This is a genomic window from Streptomyces sp. NPDC048420, from assembly GCF_040651535.1.
GTDB lineage: Bacteria > Actinomycetota > Actinomycetes > Streptomycetales > Streptomycetaceae > Streptomyces.
Genome location: NZ_JBEZKG010000032.1, coordinates 71493 through 89427, shown reverse-complemented (window position 1 = coordinate 89427; position 17935 = coordinate 71493). Strand labels below are relative to the sequence as shown.

Sequence of the window (17935 nt, the reverse complement as noted above, 5' to 3'; positions counted from 1 at the left end):
ACACTGCGCGTATACATGCGGGGTATACACCGCATGTACAGTCCTCCCCATGTCCATCGGTCACACTCTCCTGGGGCTCCTGGAGTCCGGACCCCGCCACGGTTACGACCTCAAGCGGGCCTTCGACGAGAAGTTCGGTCACGACCGGCCGCTGCACTACGGCCAGGTCTACTCGACGATGTCCCGGCTGCTGAAGAACGGCCTCGTCGAAGTCGACGGCATCGAGCCCGGCGGCGGCCCCGAGCGCAAGCGGTACGCCATCACGGACGCCGGGGTCACCGACGTACAGCGGTGGCTCGCGACGCCGGAGAAGCCGGAGCCGTACCTCCAGTCCACGCTTTACACGAAGGTCGTCCTCGCGCTGCTCACGCACCGGGACGCCGGCGACATCCTCGACACGCAGCGCTCCGAGCATCTGCGGATGATGCGCATCCTCACCGACCGGAAGCGCAAGGGCGATCTCGCGGACCAGTTGATCTGCGACCACGCCCTCTTCCATCTGGAAGCCGACCTGCGCTGGCTGGAGCTGACCGCCGCGCGTCTCGACAAACTCGCGGAGGTGGTCAAGTGACCCCGGCCGGTTCCCTGCTCGTCGCCGACGGGCTGTGCAAGACCTACGGTCCGACCGTCGCCCTCGACGGCGCCGAGTTCTCCATCCACCCCGGCGAGGTCGTCGCCGTGATGGGCCCCTCCGGGTCGGGCAAGTCGACCCTGCTGCACTGTCTCGCCGGCATCGTGCCGCCCGACGCGGGGTCGATCACGTACAACGGCCGCGAGATGGCGACCATGAACGACGCCGAGCGCAGTGCGCTGAGGCGCTCCGAGTTCGGGTTCGTCTTCCAGTTCGGGCAGCTCGTCCCGGAGCTGACCTGCGTGGAGAACGTGGCGCTGCCGCTGCGGCTGAACGGCACCTCCCGCAAGGAGGCCGAGAAGGCGGCGCTCGCCTGGATGGAGCGCCTTGAGGTCGACGACCTCCGCAAGAAGCGGCCCGGTGAGGTCTCGGGCGGTCAGGGGCAGCGGGTGGCCGTGGCCCGGTCGCTGGTGACCAACCCGCGCGTGCTGTTCGCCGACGAGCCGACCGGCGCGCTCGACTCCCTCAACGGCGAGCGGGTGATGGAGCTGCTCACCGAGGCGGCCCGGTCCACCAACGCGGCCGTCGTCCTGGTCACGCACGAGGCACGGGTGGCCGCGTACTCCGACCGCGAGATCGTCGTACGGGACGGGAAGTCCCGGGACATGGAGCGGGTCGTATGAGCCTGAGGCAGTGGTGGAGAGACCTCTCCATGGGGGTTCGGTTCGCCTTCGCGGGCGGACGCGAAGGGTGGGTCCGGGCACTGCTGACCGCGGTCGGCGTCGGCCTCGGGGTGGCGTTGCTGCTGCTGACCACCGCGCTGCCGAACGCGCTGGCGGTCCGGCACGACCGCGGCGAGGCCCGTACGGACATCACGTACACCCAGAAGGTCATACCGAAGGCCGACAACACCCTGCTGGTCGGCGCCGGCGACACCGAGTTCCGCAATGACAACATCCGCGGCCGGGAACTGGAGCCCGAGGGCCCGAAGGCGCCCCTGCCGCCCGGCGTGGAGAGGTTCCCTGCGGTGGGCGAGATGATCGTCTCCCCCGCGCTGAAGAAGCTCCTCGAATCGGACAGCGGCAAGCTGCTGCGGGAGCGGCTGCCGCAGAAGATCGTCGGCACGATCGGCGAGAGCGGCCTGCTCGGCTCCCATGAACTCACCTTCTACCGGGGCGCCGAGAACCTCGCCTCCTACGGCCTCGACGGCGGCCAGGTCGCCCGCATCGACCGGTTCGGGGACCCGAATCCGACCGAGCAGGAGACCGACCCGGTACTGATCCTGCTGATCCTGGTCGTCTTCGTGGTGCTGCTGATGCCGGTCGCCGTGTTCATCGCCGCGGCCGTCCGCTTCGGCGGCGACCGGCGCGACCGGCGGCTCGCGGCCCTCCGGCTGGTGGGCGCCGACGGCCGCTCGACCCGGCGGATCGCGGCCGGCGAGGCGCTCGCGGGCTCGGTGCTCGGGCTGGTCCTCGGAACCGTCTTCTTCCTGGTCGCCCGTCAGGTGGCGGGTGACGTCGAGGTGTTCGGGGAGAGTGTGTTCCCGAGCTACCTCAACCCCTCTCCCCTGCTGGCGCTGCTGGTCGCGCTCGCGGTGCCCGCGGCGGCCGTCCTGGTGACGCTGCTGGCGCTGCGCGGGGTGGTCATCGAGCCGCTCGGTGTGGTGCGTGCGGCCAAGCCCGCGCGCCGCCGGCTGTGGTGGCGGCTGCTGCCGCCGGTGGCCGGTCTCGGCATGCTCTACCCGATGGTCGGGCAGGGCCGCGACGGCGGCGACTTCAACCAGTACCTGGTCGTCGGCGGTGTCATCATGCTGCTCGTCGGCGTGACCGCGCTGCTCCCGTGGATCGTCGAGACGGTGGTGGCCCGGCTCGGCTCGGGCGCCGTGTCCTGGCAACTGGCCGTGCGCAGGCTCCAGTTGAGCAGCGGCTCGGCGGCCCGGATGGTCAACGGCATCGCCGTCGCGGTGGCCGGGGCGATCGCCCTCCAGATGCTCTTCGCGGGCGTCGAGGGCGACTACACCAAGGACACCGCCTACGACACCCAGCGGGCCCAGATGCAGGTCTCGGTCCCCGACGGGCACTCGCTCGCCGAGACCAGCGAGGCGTTCGCCGCGACCAAGGGCGTCCGCAGGGTCTTCGCCTTCTCCGAGGGGTACGTCGGGGACCGCAAGGACGAGAACTTCGCCGAGGTGACCGTGGCCGGCTGTGCCTCCCTGCGCGAGGTGGCGAAGCTGCCCTCCTGCCGGGACGGCGACATCTTCTTCGTCGAGGGCGTCGACCAGGACACCGGCAGCGAGAAGCTGTCCAAGCCCGGCCAGACCGTCTACTTCGACTCCCCCGACGACGACTCCCGCAGCGAACTGCTCACCTGGACCGTCCCCGCGGGCATGAAGAAGGCCGAGTCCGTCATGGACCCGACCGGCAACGAGCGCGGCGGTTTCCTGTTCACCCCGAGCGCCGCGCCCGCGGTCGCCGCCAAGTCGGTGCAGGGACAGGTCTACCTCCAGCTCGACCGGTCGGTGCCGGACGTGAACGACTACGTACGGAACACGGCGGCCGGCATCGACCTGTTCGCGCAGCCGATGATCTGGGTGTCCAGCACCCAGGACGACACCTACGCCTCCATCCGCACCGGCCTGTTCGTGGGCGCCACCTGTGTGCTGGCGCTGATCGGGGCGAGCCTGCTGGTCTCCCAGCTGGAGCAGCTGCGGGAGCGCAAGAAGCTGCTGTCGGCGCTGGTCGCCTTCGGTACCCGGCGGCGCACCCTGAGCCTGTCGGTGCTGTGGCAGACGGCGATCCCGATCGCGCTCGGTCTGCTGCTCGCCTCGGTGGTGGGGCTCACGCTGGGCGCGGTGTTGCTGAAGATGACGTCCACGCCGGTGCGTGTGGACTGGCCGAGCGTGCTGTCGATGACCGGCGTGGGAGCCGGTGTCGTCCTCGCGGTGACGCTGCTGAGCCTGCCGCCGCTGCTGAGGCTGATGCGGCCGGACGGGCTGCGGACGGAGTAACCGCCCGCAGCCCTGTCTCCCACGGAGCGGCCCTCAGAGGCTGTACTCCTTCACCACCCGCCGGACCTGGGCGAACAGCATGCCGACGTTGACCGACTTGCGGCACACGACGACGGCCACGACGTCCTGCTGTTCGTTCAGCCGCACGAACAGGTGCGTGAGGTTCTCGCTGTTGACCAGGATCTCCTGGAAGAAGTGGTTGTCACTGGCGATCCCGCGACGCTCCTTGAAGACGTCCTCGATCATCACGACCGTACGTCCCTGGAACAGGTCGAGGGTCGCGCCCGCCAGGAGGTCCAGGACCTCCGGCGGGTGGTTCTCGACGGTCTCGTACGACAGCAGCATGCCGGTGGACATGTCGACCACGCCGGAGGCGACGCAGTCGGGGGCGTCGGTACGAAGGGACTTGACCAGGCCCATCACCTGGTCGGAGAAACCTGTGGCCATGCGCTTCGTCGCCATCCCTTCAGACTCCTTCTGGTGCTTTCTCGGTGAGGATCGAGCCGATCCGGTGGAGCGTCGGCTGGGTCGCCCGGTGCAGGTGGTCCACGTCCATGCCCTCGTCACCGAGCACGACCATCAGGGCCGTGTCGCCGACGGCGTAGAAGGCGGCGCAGCCGTGACTGCCGTAGGTCACCGTCCGGCGCAGCGTGCCGCGGGCGGTGGCCTCGGCGGTGCGCCGGGCGAGGCCGAGGCCGGCCGCGGCGAGTGCGGCGAGGCCCTCCGGGTCGATCGAGTCGGCGGTGTCGGCCGCGATGAGCAGTCCGTCGGCGGCGGCGACCGCGGTGTCCGTGATTCCGGTGACCTGTTCGCGCAGACCGCGCATTTCGAGCGCCAGGGCTTTGTGATCCATATACTCAACTCCCCTATTTCTGTTCACATCTGGTCGGCTTTTTCATTTGGGTGTCCCATTCCGGAGGCCGAAGAAGTTTCCTGGTTTACGGCGGGGCAGATCGGTGCGTTCCGGAAGCGGGGCGGGTTCGGCGGGCACCGGCTGCCGCTGCCGTAGTCCCTGGCCGTCCAGGAGCACCCGGACCGGGATCGGCTCGGCCGGCTCGACACACGCCAGGAGCCCCTCGTCGAGCATCCGGGCGACCTCGACGGTGACGGTGTAGACGCCTCGGCCGACCCGGAAGGCGAGATCGCGGGCGGTGCGGCGGCCGTCGGCGTGGGCGAGCAGATCGCGCCTGAGGACGCTGAGCGCGGTGTCCGCGCCGACGGGCACGGGCCGTTCGCGGTCGGGGTGGACGGGGTGCGGCAGCGCGGCGAGGGCGGTGAGTCTGCGGGTGGCGTCCTGGAGCAGTCTCAGCGGTGGCTCACCCAGCGGGACCTGCGCGAACGGCTCGGCGGTGGGGACGCGTTCGCACTCCTGCACCCGCCCCGCGGCCATCGCGAAGGCGGCGTCGCGCAGGGCCAGGGCGCACACCACCCGCAGTTGCGCGGCTCCCGCGTAGCCGTGCGCGATGAGTGCGGTGGCCGGCCAGCGCGAGCCGCCCGATTCGCGCACCAGCTGGGCCCACTGTTCACCGCTGACCCGCCCGGAGCGCAGCAGCAGCGCCTCGGGGCCCGGGGCGCCGGGCGACTCCACGGCGACCACCCGGCCGTCCCCGAAGTGGAAGACGCCGCCGGGCGTCCCGGTGACCCGCAGCTCGCCGGTGAAGCTGTCGCGCCCGCACGTGGCCAGGGCCTGTGCCAGGTGTTCGTGGCCCGACATCACACCCCCCGCCGCCTCGCACACACGCCTGACGCGTAGCGCTGAGGAGGGAATGTGTATCAGTCCGGGCGCATATTCCGGGTGCCGGTTTTCCTAGCTGCCGTTAGTTGACGGAAGTTGGGTTTGCGGGCTGCTCAAAACAGTGCGTTCGGCGCTCATTTGACCGAATCCGAGGCAGGTTTTTCAGGGTCCGGGGGCGGTTCCGCCGGACCCGCCTCGGCTGCCGCGGCCCCTTCTGCCACGGCCTCGTCCTCGATCTCGGGCGGCGCGTTCTGTTCCTCGGCGTACGCCTTGAGGTAGCTCACCACCGTGTTCGTCACCGCCACCAGCGGTACGGCCACCACCGCGCCGCCGATGCCGGCCACCATGCCTCCGGTCGCGACGGTGAGGACGACCGCGAGCGGGTGGACGCGCACCGCCCGGCCGAGGATGAACGGCTGGAGGATGTGGCCCTCGATCTGCTGCACGGCGAGGACCACGGCGAGGGTCATCACCGCCGTGAACACGCCCTGCGTGACCAGTGCGACGAGTACCGCGAGCGCACCGGAGGCGACCGCGCCCACGAGGGGGATGAAGGAGAACAGGAAGATGAAGACGGCCAGCGGGACGGCCATCGGGACGTCGAGGAAGTAGATCCCGATGCCGATGAAGATGGCGTCGATGAGGGCCACCAGGACCGTGCCGCGGACGTAGGCGGTCAGGGTGCGCCAGGCGCGCGGGCCGGCACCGGCGACGGCGGGTCGGGCCGCCGCGGGGACCAGCTTGAGCGACCACTCCCAGATGCGCCGGCCGTCGTAGAGCAGGAAGAGCGTCGAGAAGAACGTCAGCAGGATGCCGGTGAGCGCCTCGACGACGACCTGGACGCCCTCCAGGCCGAAGGAGGTGATCTGGTCGGTGTTGGCCCCGACCGCCTCCCGCAGGTTCTTGGCGATCTGGTTGATCTGCTTGTCGGTGACGTGGAAGGGGCTCTTCAGCAGCCAGTTCCGCAGGTCGTCGATGCCGTTCTGGATCTGGTCGGAGAGGTCGTCGATGTTCTCCATGACCTGCCAGGTCACGAACCAGCCCAGCAGGCCGATGATGACGAAGCCGAGGATCGCGGTGAGGGTGGTGGCGGGGCCGCGCGGGACGCCGTACCTCCTGAGGCGGGCCACCGTCGGCTGGAGCAGCGCGGTGATGAGCAGGGCGACGACGAAGGCGAAGACGACGAGCTGTACGGAGCTGATGATCCGCATCAGCACCCAGACGGTGCCCGCGAGGACCAGGAGCCGCCAGCCGGCCTCGGCGGCGACCCGTACGCCCCAGGGCACGGCCTGTGCCGGATCGGGACGCGGGACCAGCACGACGGGCGGGCGGGAGGCGGCCCTCGACGGCTTCCTCGGCTTGCGCTCGGGCGGCTCGCCCGAGTCGGCCTCAGCCTCCTCGCGGGCCACCTCCGCGCGGCGCTCGTCCAACCGCTCTCCCATATCGGTCAGTCGGGCACCGATCCGACCGAGCCACCCTGGTACTCGCGACATGATCCGTCCTCTTCCCCCGTCTCTCCCCACCACTCCCCCCTGGAGTCGTCGCGTCCGACCGTACAGGGCAAAGGCCCCTCCCCCTAGGACGGGGAGGGGCCTCGCGAGGTTGAGAGCCGGGCGCGCTCAGTACCAGTGGTTGGCCTGCCAGAACGACCAGGCCTCACAGGGGCTGCCGTAGCGGCTGTCCATGTAGTTGAGGCCCCACTTGATCTGGGTGGCCGGGTTGGTCTGCCAGTCGGCACCGACCGACGACATCTTGGAGCCCGGAAGTGCCTGGAAGAGACCGTAGGCACCGGAGGAGGCGTTGACGGCGCGGTAGTTCCAGCTGGACTCGTGGTCCACGATGTTGCTGAAGCACTGGAACTGTCCGCTCGGGACCATCGAGGCAGCCATCGACTGGATCTGCGCGACGGTGTACGAGCTCTGCACCGGGAAGCTGGAGGCGCTCCTGCTGGCCTTCTCCTTGGCCTCGGCGCGCTCCTTGGCTTCCTTGGCCGCCTGCTCGGCGGCTTCCTTCTTCTCGATCGCGGACTTGGCGGCGGCCTTGCGGGCCGACTCCTCCGCGACCTTCTTGGCGCTCGCGTCCGCGGCGATGGCCTGGTAGTCGGCCTGCTGCGTGAGGGACGCGGTCTGCACCTGAGCCTGCTCACCCGCGGGGATGTCCGCCAGGAGCGTCGTGTCGGCTGCCGTCGCCTCGGCGTCGTTCGGCTGCGCGACACTGCCGGAGGCGACTCCGACGACGCTTCCCACTGCGGTGACCGCGGTGGCAGAGGCCACTGCGAATCCCCGGACCGAAATCGGGCTCACACGGTTTCCTTCCAGCATCGCCCGCTTCGGTGACCCTGGCGGACGCAATCGTGCCCCTGGACACTGGCCTCCGAACTGCGGGGTCACGGGAGGCGCGGGCCCGGTGGGCAACTCCCCTGCGGGGAGCGCCGCGTGATGCTCGGGCGGCATACGACGTCGACTATGGAGTTGGCTGTGATGTTGCTGTGGTGCCGTACCGCTGGGGGTACAGGTGTGTCGTATGCGGGGCCTGACAGGAATGAGACTCTGCCGTAACCGGACGCCGGGTGGCAATTCTGAGTTGCGTGTGAAAGCTCACATCCCGTTTGACCCCAGTGAATTTGAGAAACAGCAACACGCGAAGGCGCCGCCCGGCTAGGCTCTTGGCCTTTCCGGACGGCGCCAACTGGCGGGTACTACCTCAGATTTGGCCGTCTTCGAGCATTTCGGTCACAAGGGCCGCGATCTGGGACCTCTCGGACCTCGTCAGCGTGACATGGGCGAAGAGAGGGTGCCCCTTCAGCTTCTCCACCACGGCGACGACACCGTCGTAGCGACCGACGCGGAGATTGTCCCTTTGTGCCACGTCATGGGTCAGAACGACCCGTGAATTCGCGCCGATTCGGGACAGAACGGTGAGAAGTACGTTCCGCTCCAGGGACTGCGCCTCGTCCACGATCACGAACGCGTCGTGGAGCGAGCGGCCGCGGATGTGGGTGAGCGGCAGGACCTCGAGCATCCCGCGCGCGGTGACCTCCTCGATGACCTCGCGGCTGGCGACCGCGGACAGCGTGTCGAAGACCGCCTGTGCCCAGGGGCTCATCTTCTCGGACTCGGAGCCCGGCAGATAGCCGAGTTCCTGCCCGCCCACCGCGTACAGCGGACGGAAGACCATCACCTTCTGGTGCTGGCGGCGCTCCAGGACCGCCTCCAGACCCGCGCACAGCGCGAGCGCCGACTTTCCGGTGCCGGCCCGGCCGCCCATCGACACGATCCCGATGTCCGGGTCGAGAAGGATGTCCAGCGCGATGCGCTGCTCCGCGCTGCGGCCCTTGATGCCGAACGCCTCCCGGTCGCCGCGCACCAGCCGGATGTTGCCCTCGGGCGACACCCGGCCCAGCGCCTTGCCGCGCTCGGAGTGGATGGTCAGACCCGTGTGCACGGGCAGCTCGGAGGCCTCGGGGACGTAGACGTGGCCTTCCTCGAAGAGGATGTCCACCTGCTCGCCGGGCAGGGTCAGTTCGGACATTCCGGTCCAGCCGGAGGAGCCCGTGATGGCGAGTTCGGCGCGGTACTCCTCGGCGAGGAGACCGACGGACGAGGCCTTGATCCTGAGCGGCAGGTCCTTCGACACGACGGTGACGTCGAATCCCTCGGCCTGCAGATTGCGGGCGACCGCGAGGATGCGGGAGTCGTTGTCCCCCAGGCGGTAGCCGCTGGGCAGCACGCTGGGGTCCGAGTGATTGAGCTCGACACGGACGGTCCCGCCCAGTTCCCCGATGGGGATGGGGGCGTCGAGACGGCCGTACCGCACCCGGAACTCGTCGAGCAGGCGCAGGGCCTGCCGGGCGAAGTATCCGAGTTCGGGATGGTGCCTCTTGGCCTCCAGCTCCGTGACCACGACGATGGGGAGCACTACTTCATGCTCGTCGAAGCGGCTCAGGGCGTTCGGGTCGGCCAGCAGGACGCTGGTGTCGAGAACATAGGTGCGCCGGTCAGGCATACGGCGCTTTGTGCTGGTCACCACGGAAGGACGTACCCCCTCGGATGAGGTCGGGGAGCGACGGAGTGGAGCTGGACCGGTCGACGGCCCGTTTGCACGGGCCGGGGACCGGCCCTCCACTGCTTCTTCCGTGCCGATACCGCACGGTCGAGCTGGTGCAAAGGGCCTCCCGGGCGGGACGGCCCCGTGCCGCCCGCTGAGATCCGACACCCGTGGTTCGGGCATCGACCTGCTTGGCTTATGCCCTCGAACATGCGGTGCCATGCCAGCGCATATGACGGCGCGCTGGTGAACTCCTTGTTACTTCCGCCCCAAATGGGGTACTGGCTCCGGTTACGTCATCCGCCGTAGCGGCGGTGGCGCGCCGCGTAGTCCCGCAGCGCGCGCAGGAAGTCGACCTTGCGGAAGGCCGGCCAGAAGACCTCGCAGAAGTAGTACTCCGAGTGGGCCGTCTGCCACAGCATGAATCCGGACAGCCGCTGTTCGCCGCTGGTACGGATCACCAGATCGGGGTCGGGCTGGTCGCCGGTGTAGAGATGGCGGCCGATCATGTCGATGTCGACGGCCTCGGCGAGCTCCTCCATCGAGGTGCCCTTCTCGCGCGCGTCCAGCAGCATCGACCGTACGGCGTCGGCGATCTCCTGGCGGCCGCCGTAGCCGATGGCGACGTTGACGAGTATTCCGTCGACGTGGGCGGTGGACTCCTCCGCCTCCTTCAGCGCCGTCTGCATCGGGGAGGGCAGCAGGTCGGGGGTGCCGACGTGGTGGACACGCCAGCGGCCGTCGGCGGCGAGGGTGCGCACGACGTCCTCGATGATGCCGAGGAGGGGGCCGAGCTCCTCCGGCGGGCGGTTGAAGTTGTCCGTCGACAGCAGCCAGAGGGTGACGACCTCGACGTCCGTCTCGGTGCACCAGCCGAGGAACTCCTCGATCTTCTCGGCGCCGGCGCGGTGGCCGTCGACGGGGGTGGAACCGGCGGCCTTCGCCCAGCGCCGGCTGCCGTCCACGATGACACCGATGTGCTTGGGCACCTGGGCGTGGTCCAGGTGGCCTTCCACCCGGCGTGCGTAGAGCCTGACGAGCAGGCCGCGCAGCTTGTCGCGCAGGTTCACGTGAAAGTCAGCCCCTTGTGAGATGGCGGTCCCCGCGGATTGAGCGTACCGGGCGCCCAATGTGGGGGGTGCGGCGGGTGTTTGGGCGAGTGCGGGTCCGCTCGCGCCCGCGCGGCGGAGCCGCACATCGACACAGCCCCGCGCCCCTGCTCCAGTCATGAAAAAACGGGCCGGTCCGTGGGGGGGAGACGGACCGGCCCGAGGGGGGGTTTCCACCATAACCCTTCGTAAGTGATGCTGCGTGCATCGGCGTGCCACAACTACTCTCCGGAGTCGGGTGGCGACGGCCGGGTGGCCGGTTGAAGGCCTGTTCATGGGGGTTTCGTGGCCGAATCACGGCGGAATCATGGGGGCACAGGGCATCGCCCACGCGGGTGACTCCGGGTCGGAACGTTTCTTTGACGCCGGGAAGTGGGCGCGGCACCGCGCAGCCCCCTCCTCTGCGCGGTGCCACCGCGCAGCTTTGCTGACGCGAATTGCCTCGTGTTGAATTTACGTCAGAAGCGGCTCGGGTGCGAGTTTCCTGGGATAACGATGTGGAAACCCCGTGAAGACCATGGATATACAGGGCAGATCGCCATGCGATGCACCCATTGCCCGCTTTACGCTTGTTCGCGAAGTCAGCCGACGGGCTTGCGGGCCTCGAAGAGGTGGCGGCTGCTGTGCGCGACGAAGGGCCCCTCGGACTCGATGCGCTCGTGCAGGGCCCGGAGCCGTGGTTCGTACTCGGCCACCGTGAAGCCGGGGACCATCCACACCACCTTGCGCAGGAAGTGGACGACGGCCGCGAGGTCGTGGAACTCGATCCGCAGCCGCTCGGCGCGCAGGTCGACGATCTCCAGCCCGGCCGCCTCGGCGGCGACGCGTTCGTTGTCGGGATGACGGTCGGAGCTCTGTGCCTCCGGCAGGGGGCCGAGGAAGTACTCGACGAGCTCGAAGACGCTGCGCGGGCCCACGTGTTGGGCGAAGTAGGTGCCGCCGGGCTGGAGCACCCGGGCGATCTCCGCCCACTGGGGCTTGACCGGGTGCCGGCTGCTGACGAGGTCGAAGGTGTCGTCGGCGAAGGGTAGCGGGGCGTCCTCGGCAACGGCGACGACCACGATGCCGCGCGGGCGCAGCAGCGCCGTGGCCTTGGCGACGTTGGGCGGCCAGCCCTCGGTGGCCGCGGCGAGTACAGGTGCCTTCGCCGTGCCGAGGGCGAAGTCCATGACCTCGCCGCCGCCGGTCTGGATGTCGAGCGAGGCGACGGCACCGGCCAGCCGACGCCCCAGCGAGCGGGCGAACCCCCAGGATGGCCGCGCCTCGGTGGCCCGCCCCTCGAACCACGAGAAGTCCCATCCGTCGGTGGGCACGGCGGCGCCCTCGGCCACGAGGTCCTCGAAGGTGCGGGAGTGGTGGGAGGCCATGGGGTGATCGTCGCAGGAGGGTGGGGGTGGGCGCCGCTCATTTTCCCGGCGGGGGTGCGGTGTTGGGGTCCGGACCCGGTGACGGCGGGCGGGGGCCCGGCTGCTCTACCTCTCCGTCTCGTACCGCAGCAGGACGACCCCGTTGCCGAAGGTGTGCGACTCGACGAGCCGGAGGGAGGTCAGCGTGTCGGCGCTCGGAAAGAGCGGCTTGCCCCGGCCGACGAGGACGGGGTGGACGTAGATCCGCAGCTCGTCGACGAGGCCGTACCGCAGGAAGGTCTCCCCCAAGCCGGCCCCGCCCAGCAAGAGATCACCGCCTGGTTGCTCCTTCAGGGCCCGGACCTCTTCCGGTACGACCTCACGGACGAGGGTGGAGTTCCAGTCGACCTTCGTGAGGGTCCGGGAGTAGACGACCTTGGGGAGATCACGCCAGATCGGCGCGAACTCCCTGACGGCCGCGGGGGCGTCGGGGTCGGCGTCGGCGGTGGGCCAGTAGTCGGCCATGAGCTCGTAGACGACCCGGCCGTGGAGCAGCCCGCCCATCCCTGCGATCGTGTCGTTCATGTGGGCGTGCAGTTCCTCGTCGACGCGATGCCAGCTGATGTCGCGGTCGGGGCCCTCGATGTAGCCGTCGAGCGAGATGCCCATCATCAGGATGATTTTCCGCATCGGACACCTCATCTGAGCAGGAGAGAGAGGATCGACTCCCACGGTACCGGGGAGCGGCACGGACGGCGTGGGAACGCCATGGCGGAAGGGTGGGTCCGGGATGGGGCGCTGGCAGGACGGGCGGGGAAAGCTGATCGTGCGCGGGGAGCGGGAGGAGTTCGCCGTCCCCCTGGAGATCGCCTCCTCCTACCGGGCCCGGACGAGAGGACTGCTCGGCCGGGACTCCGTCGACGGGGCCCTGCTCCTCTCCCCCGCGAACAGCGTGCACACCTTCCGGATGCGGTTCCCCATCGACGTCGCCTACCTCGACCGCGGGCTCCGCGTGATCGCCGTACGCACGATGAAGCCGGGGCGGCTGGGGTGGCCTCGGGTGCGGTCCCGGCACGTGCTGGAGGCGGGGGCCGGGGTGATGGAGGGGTGGGGGGTTCGGGTGGGGGTGCGGGTGGAGGTTGTTGTGGAGTGACGGTCTCGTGGCGGGGGGTGCCGGTGTCAGCCGAACGCGCTGACGGCGAGATCGGCTGACGGGATGTACATACTCGGACGGCTGCCGGGGTTGATCCACACAAGGCAGCCGTACAGGCCCTTGGAGATCTCTCCTCCGTTCATCGCCCGCACCTGTCGGCCGTCCTGCGGGACGTACTGGGTGCTTGTGTAGACGTCGAGGAAACGCTCGCCGGCGTCGCCCTGGCGAAAGCGGAGTTGCCTGCCGTCCGCCTCCACGGAGACCAGCAGAGTGCCTTCCCGGAAGGCGTCAAGGAGTGCCTCGGGGGAGCCGCGGCGTGAGCGCAGAGCCTGGAGCGTGCGCTCCACCTCGTTCTCCGGGACCCGGTATCCCAGCGCGGTGAGGGTGGGTTCGTACCCGGGGTTGAAGTGGAAGTCGCCGATCTCACCGTGCTCGTCGATGGGCCAGCCGCCCAGTTTTCCGTGCTCCGGGACCTCGCCGTGCGGGTTGGTGTAGGCCGGGTCGATGGCGAAGATCGCCCTGCCCGGCTGACGTCGGGCGGACACCCGCATGGCCTCCGTCACCTTGGGGGGCAGCATCTTGGGGCCACGGATCGGGATGTCGGGATACACGTGGATCTTGAGATCGCGCGGTCCCCGGACCCACTCGCCGTCGCCCACGATCTCTTCCTCCAGGGCGGCCAGGCTGGGAGCCTCCTGCCACGACCCGGGCAGGACTCGCCCCGGCAAGGGATAGGCGCCCGGCTGCTGCGCCATCTCGGCCAACGCCTCGGTGGGAGCGAGGCCCCGTTGCTTCGCGGATCGCCGGAGCTTCATCCAGTGGATGCTGGAGTTGCTGGCATCGGGCCCCAGCTCCGGTCGTACGACATCGCCGACGGCCCCCTCCGCGTCCGACGCGAACAGGGCCCCCAGAATCCCGTCCATATTGGCCAACAGGACATACTGCACAGGGCCCTTGGCCCGATGCGCGTAGTCGTCCGGGCCTCCGGTCACCCGTACTTGCAGGTCATCCGCCAGCCGGGAGAACGGCCTCTCCTCGGAGTGCTCGTCCGGCTCGTGTCGCTCGCTCATCGATGGATCTTTCCGTAGATCTGCCACGTACCGTTGCTGTCTTTGAACGCCTCGGTGATCGTGTATTCGTTGCCGTGGCCGAGCAGCAGTTCGCGTTCCTTGGCGCCATAGCGGCCCAGGTTCTCCACGTACAGGCCCGGGGTCCCCTCGGGCACGCGCAGATGGAGGACAGCGCCCTTGTTCGTGAAAACGGCGTCTCCCAATGAGGTGGACATGTAGGCATCGTCCGTGAACTTCTTACCAACCATGTGCGCCGGGTTCACGGAATCCATCTGCTCCAGATAGTGCCTCAGGCCCGTACCGCGGCTGACGACGACGTCCTCGGGGACCCGACTCCCGGCGGGTGCCTTGTCGAGCTGTTCCACGTGTCGGCGTACCTCAGGGATGTCGTGGTAGCTGCCCTCGCCCTCCCTCAGGAACCCGTTGATCCGGAAGTGGTCGGGCCCCGTGTAGCTGTGCACCGCTGCCTTCTGTTCGGCGGGCAGGTTGTCCGCGTAGTCGTTCCAGTGCTTGGCGCCGTACTGTTCCGCGGCCGTGTTGCTGTCGAACGTGACCGCGTTGTCGGAGATCTCGGCCAGCGCCGCTCGGTGCTTGGCGGTGTCCTGGACGGGGTTTCCGGCGCCGGATTCCGTGGCCGGGGAACCGTCCGCGGAGCCTGCGTCCGGCTCGTCCCACTCGCCACGAGCGGCGTCCTTGGCGGTGTCCGCCGTGGCGTCGGCGAGATCTCCTGGGTGCTTGTAGGAGGTCCAACTGTCCGGGAGCGGCGCGCCCTTGCCCGCGGACTTGGACGCGGCCTCGGCGGCTGATTCCCCCGTGTGCCCGGCAACCGTTTCGACCGCGTCGCGGGCGCCCGATGATCGCGTGTCAGTCCAGTTCGGCTTGACGGGTGTTGGCGGCGACGGGTGCCGCCCGCCACTGGCCATCCGGATCAGACCTCGGCAGTGACCGCGCAGAGCCGGTTCCCTGCCGATCGCCGTCCAGGACGCGTACGGGGGATGGCATGCGCGGTTCCCGCACTGTCGACGGGACCAGGAAGCGTCCAGGTGTCCCACGATGGTCCTGCACCCCCGGTCGGGGCGTACTCGCCGACACCGGCGGCCCGTTTGAGTAGCCGTACTCATGCCCGGGTCAACGCTTGAACCGACACTGCGAACATGAGCCGACTTTCCCGGGGGAAGCCCCGTAGCAGCAGTTCCGCACTGGTTGTCCTCGGGACACTGTGTGCCCTCGCCCTCACCGCCTGCGGGACGGAACGGGCGGGCGGCGGCGACATGAAGGCCGAGTCCGCCGGGAGGGGCGGGGCTGTCACGAGCACGCCCCTCCCAGCGGACTCGGCCGCGCCCAGTGACACCGAGGGGCCGGACTTCCTGCCCTTCATGGAACTCCTCGTCACCCTCATGGAGCCTTGCGCGAAAGAGGAGTTGCCCCCGGCCACTGACCCGTCCGAACTGGCCGAGGAACTGGACTCCGTGGCACCGCCCACCGACCTTCCGCCCGAGCCGCCCCTTCCGACCGACCCACTGCCCACCGAGGAGACCGGGGACCCCGTGGATCCCAGGAAGGAGCTGGAACTGGCGTCGGTGGAGAAGTGCGAGGCCGACATCCACGACCGCCGCATCACCAAAGCCCTGACGACAACACCGGCCACCACCCCTGAGCAGGTCAGGCGAACCCTCCACACCCTCGGCTACATCGACGAGCGCATCCACGGCCCCGAACTCGCGGCCAACCGGGTGAAGTTCACCCTGGACCTACGTCTGCTGGGCGGTTCCCTGTGCCTGGACGGCGTCACGGCCGACGGCAGGACCACTGTCGAGCCGTACGGGGCGTCCGTGGAGGTCGAGTGCCGGGACGTACGGCGGCTCCACTGAGTGTGAAGAAAGTGAGCTGGGTTGATCGCGATCTCGCCAACGAGCTCGATCGATGATCGTTCTGTCACTGGACGTAACTAGAGTGGCGCCTGGCCAGGTTGGATACACCAGATGGCGTTCGGTAGTGGCATTCCGCGAACGGAGTGGTTCTGAGCGGCTGGTGGCGCGAGCTGGGCGCAGGTGACAACGGGGAGTCGGGCAGGCATGGCTGAAGAAGTAAGCGTCGATCTCGACGAGTTGGAGAAGACGGTCACCGCGCTGAACCAGGTGCTGAGCGGTCTCGGCAAGGCGGGCACCGACACGGCGACCAACACCTACCTCCCGCCGGGCGCCCTCGGCACCGGCTTCGACGAGGCGGACAAGCTCGCCAACGCCCACAACGAGATCAAGACGTACATCGAGGACGCCGTGAGGTACCTCAACACCGTCATGGACGAGTTCGGCCGGAAGACGAAGTACACACACGGGGCGTACCAGGACACCGACTACGAGGCCAAGAAGAGCTTCCCGAACGCGGGGCAGTAGGTCCATGGACGGGGTGCAGGGCGTGATGTGCGGCGGCGGGATGTGCGGTTACGAGGGGGCACAGGGGCATGGCTGACAGCGACGGCCAGATCGACTACGACTACACCGAGATGAACAGGTGCTTCAACGAGAAGCACACGACAAACTTCGCGCTCGGCAAGAACATGGACGAGATGAAGGCCATGCTCAGCCATGCCAGGCCGGACCTCGTGACAGGCGTCGCGGCGGGCTGGAAGGGGCTGGCGGCCCAGCTGGCCAGTATCCAGACCGAGTTCGAGAAGGAGGTCACCCGCATCCAGGCCCACTGGACGGGCGCGGCCGCCGACGGATTCGCCGCGAAGGCCGCGCAGTTCAGCAGGAGCATCGGCAACACGGCGAAGTACGCCAGCCATACGTCGATCGCCATGACGAACGCCGGCGCGGCGCTGGGGCCCATCAAGGACGAGGTCCTGGCGATGGAGAAGCCGGGCGCGGTGTCCAGCTTCTTCAACAGCGCGGGCGACGGCTTCACCGGCGACGACAGCGGTATGAGGAAGGACGTCGCCGCCGGGAAGAGCGCGCAGGAAGCGCTCGACAACAACCACGACGACCTTTCGGCGGGGCGGGAGGCGCAGCTGAGGATGGCCTCCAAGATGGAGTTCTTGGGGGCTGCGTACAACTCGCAGGCGAAGGCTATGGGGTCGTGGAAAAAGCAGCCCATCAAAGACGATGGTCACGATGTACCAGGGGATCCCGGCGGCATTACTCCCACTCCCGTCGCCCTTCCCACGACCAGCACCCCTCGAAGCCCGCAGAGTGTGTCGTCGAGCACAGCCAGGCGTGCCCAGACAGGAACGATCAGTACGTCGAGGTCTGTTACTCCGCCTTCAGGCGTCACTGGCGGAGCACATAAGCCGATTGCGCCGACGCAAAATGTCGGCACGGCGATTGACGGCATTGCTGGTGGCCATACCGGAGGGCCCTCGATTGGCGGCTCCGGAATGGTCGGGGGCGGAGCCTCTGGTGGCGGTGGCGTCGGTGGTGGTGCTGGCTTCGTCGGCGGCGCTGCGGGCGGGGCAACTGGGGCCGGTGCCGCTCGCGGCTTGGCCGGTCGGGCCGAAACCAGAGGCATGGCAGGGCGAACCGGAGGCGTAGGCGGTTCCACTGGCGCAGGCGCTGCGAGGGGCGGTGCCGCACGCGCCGGTGGATTGGGTCGCCAGAGTGGTGGCGTCGCGGGCGGAACGCCCAAGGCCGGTGCGGGCTCGGGGAAGGGCACTGCCGGTGGTTCAGGCCTGCACAGTAGCCGCGGTGCCGCGGGGCGGGGCGCCAGCGCCAGCGCCAGCCGCAAGGGTGGCGTCGTCGGCGCCCCCGGTGCACGCAATGGCCGCCCGAAGGATGAGCGTCGCGAGGGGGAGCGTCCCGACTATCTGGTAGAGGACGAGGAGACCTGGGCGCCACAACGTAATGTGGCTCCTCGGGTCATCGAGGAGTAAGCCGCGCGGCATGCCGCAGTTGGCAGGAA

Annotated in this window: 18 protein-coding genes; 7 read left to right on the top strand and 11 right to left on the bottom strand. The window is 69.0% G+C overall.

Annotated elements, in window-relative coordinates:
* The first annotated feature begins 49 nt into the window (after positions 1 to 49).
* The 3 genes from AB0D34_RS40585 to AB0D34_RS40575 are packed head-to-tail and all read left to right on the top strand — an operon-like array spanning position 50 to position 3578.
* Complete coding sequence (locus AB0D34_RS40585) at positions 50 to 571, top strand: PadR family transcriptional regulator (RefSeq protein WP_362671543.1); 522 nt, start codon at positions 50 to 52, stop codon at positions 569 to 571.
* Entirely contained in the window at positions 568 to 1254 is a 687-nt protein-coding gene (locus AB0D34_RS40580) for an ABC transporter ATP-binding protein (protein WP_362671541.1), read from the top strand. The genes AB0D34_RS40585 and AB0D34_RS40580 overlap by 4 nt, the downstream gene beginning before the upstream one ends.
* Positions 1251 to 3578: an FtsX-like permease family protein gene (locus AB0D34_RS40575; protein WP_362671539.1), complete on the top strand. Its 2328-nt coding sequence runs from the start codon at positions 1251 to 1253 to the stop codon at positions 3576 to 3578. Before AB0D34_RS40580 ends, AB0D34_RS40575 begins: the two co-directional genes overlap by 4 nt.
* Positions 3579 to 3611: 33 nt before the next feature.
* On the opposite strand, the gene AB0D34_RS40570 is transcribed toward AB0D34_RS40575, so the two are convergent.
* From AB0D34_RS40570 to AB0D34_RS40530, 9 genes are all read right to left on the bottom strand, one after another.
* Positions 3612 to 4040 (bottom strand): hypothetical protein, encoded by a 429-nt coding sequence (locus AB0D34_RS40570; protein ID WP_362671536.1) that lies wholly within the window; start codon positions 4038 to 4040, stop codon positions 3612 to 3614.
* A 4-nt stretch (positions 4041 to 4044) separates the two neighbouring features.
* Complete coding sequence (locus tag AB0D34_RS40565; RefSeq protein WP_362671533.1) at positions 4045 to 4431, bottom strand: roadblock/LC7 domain-containing protein; 387 nt, start codon at positions 4429 to 4431, stop codon at positions 4045 to 4047.
* Positions 4432 to 4473: 42 nt separating this feature from the next.
* Positions 4474 to 5292 carry a MarR family transcriptional regulator gene (locus AB0D34_RS40560; protein ID WP_362671530.1) on the bottom strand — a complete coding sequence of 273 codons (819 nt, stop codon included), beginning with the start codon at positions 5290 to 5292 and terminating at the stop codon, positions 4474 to 4476.
* A 155-nt stretch (positions 5293 to 5447) separates the two neighbouring features.
* Entirely contained in the window at positions 5448 to 6806 is a 1359-nt protein-coding gene (locus AB0D34_RS40555) for an AI-2E family transporter (protein ID WP_362671527.1), read from the bottom strand.
* Between the two features lie 126 nt (positions 6807 to 6932).
* The gene (locus tag AB0D34_RS40550; protein ID WP_362671525.1) at positions 6933 to 7616 is read right to left on the bottom strand and encodes a lytic transglycosylase domain-containing protein; all 684 of its coding nucleotides are present in this window, start codon (positions 7614 to 7616) and stop codon (positions 6933 to 6935) included.
* A gap of 400 nt (positions 7617 to 8016) precedes the next feature.
* Entirely contained in the window at positions 8017 to 9342 is a 1326-nt protein-coding gene (locus AB0D34_RS40545) for a PhoH family protein (protein ID WP_362671522.1), read from the bottom strand.
* Between the two features lie 314 nt (positions 9343 to 9656).
* On the bottom strand, positions 9657 to 10430 hold the full coding sequence (locus tag AB0D34_RS40540) for an isoprenyl transferase (protein ID WP_362671520.1): 774 nt from the start codon (positions 10428 to 10430) through the stop codon (positions 9657 to 9659).
* Between the two features lie 620 nt (positions 10431 to 11050).
* Complete coding sequence (locus tag AB0D34_RS40535; protein ID WP_362671518.1) at positions 11051 to 11836, bottom strand: methyltransferase domain-containing protein; 786 nt, start codon at positions 11834 to 11836, stop codon at positions 11051 to 11053.
* Between the two features lie 105 nt (positions 11837 to 11941).
* Positions 11942 to 12505, bottom strand: a complete 564-nt coding sequence (locus AB0D34_RS40530; RefSeq protein ID WP_362671515.1) for a dihydrofolate reductase family protein — start codon at positions 12503 to 12505, stop codon at positions 11942 to 11944.
* Between the two features lie 100 nt (positions 12506 to 12605).
* Here AB0D34_RS40530 and AB0D34_RS40525 point away from each other — a divergent pair, with 100 nt between their 5' ends.
* The gene (locus tag AB0D34_RS40525) at positions 12606 to 12968 is read left to right on the top strand and encodes a DUF192 domain-containing protein (RefSeq protein ID WP_362671512.1); all 363 of its coding nucleotides are present in this window, start codon (positions 12606 to 12608) and stop codon (positions 12966 to 12968) included.
* Between the two features lie 26 nt (positions 12969 to 12994).
* Here the strand turns inward: AB0D34_RS40525 and AB0D34_RS40520 are convergent, their stop codons facing one another.
* Positions 12995 to 14038 (bottom strand): type VII secretion system-associated protein, encoded by a 1044-nt coding sequence (locus AB0D34_RS40520; protein ID WP_362671509.1) that lies wholly within the window; start codon positions 14036 to 14038, stop codon positions 12995 to 12997.
* On the bottom strand, positions 14035 to 14961 hold the full coding sequence (locus tag AB0D34_RS40515; protein WP_362671506.1) for an ADP-ribosyltransferase: 927 nt from the start codon (positions 14959 to 14961) through the stop codon (positions 14035 to 14037). The genes AB0D34_RS40520 and AB0D34_RS40515 overlap by 4 nt, the downstream gene beginning before the upstream one ends.
* 231 nt (positions 14962 to 15192) lie before the next feature.
* On the opposite strand from AB0D34_RS40515, the gene AB0D34_RS40510 reads away from it, so the two are divergent.
* The 3 genes from AB0D34_RS40510 to AB0D34_RS40500 all read left to right on the top strand — a co-directional run bounded on the left by AB0D34_RS40510 (position 15193) and on the right by AB0D34_RS40500 (position 17906).
* Positions 15193 to 15909 (top strand): hypothetical protein, encoded by a 717-nt coding sequence (locus AB0D34_RS40510; RefSeq protein WP_362671503.1) that lies wholly within the window; start codon positions 15193 to 15195, stop codon positions 15907 to 15909.
* A 204-nt stretch (positions 15910 to 16113) separates the two neighbouring features.
* Entirely contained in the window at positions 16114 to 16434 is a 321-nt protein-coding gene (locus AB0D34_RS40505; RefSeq protein ID WP_362671501.1) for a hypothetical protein, read from the top strand.
* Between the two features lie 68 nt (positions 16435 to 16502).
* A complete protein-coding gene (locus AB0D34_RS40500) occupies positions 16503 to 17906 on the top strand; it encodes a PPE domain-containing protein (RefSeq protein WP_362671499.1) in 1404 nt (467 codons plus the stop codon).
* Positions 17907 to 17935 lie beyond the last annotated feature (29 nt).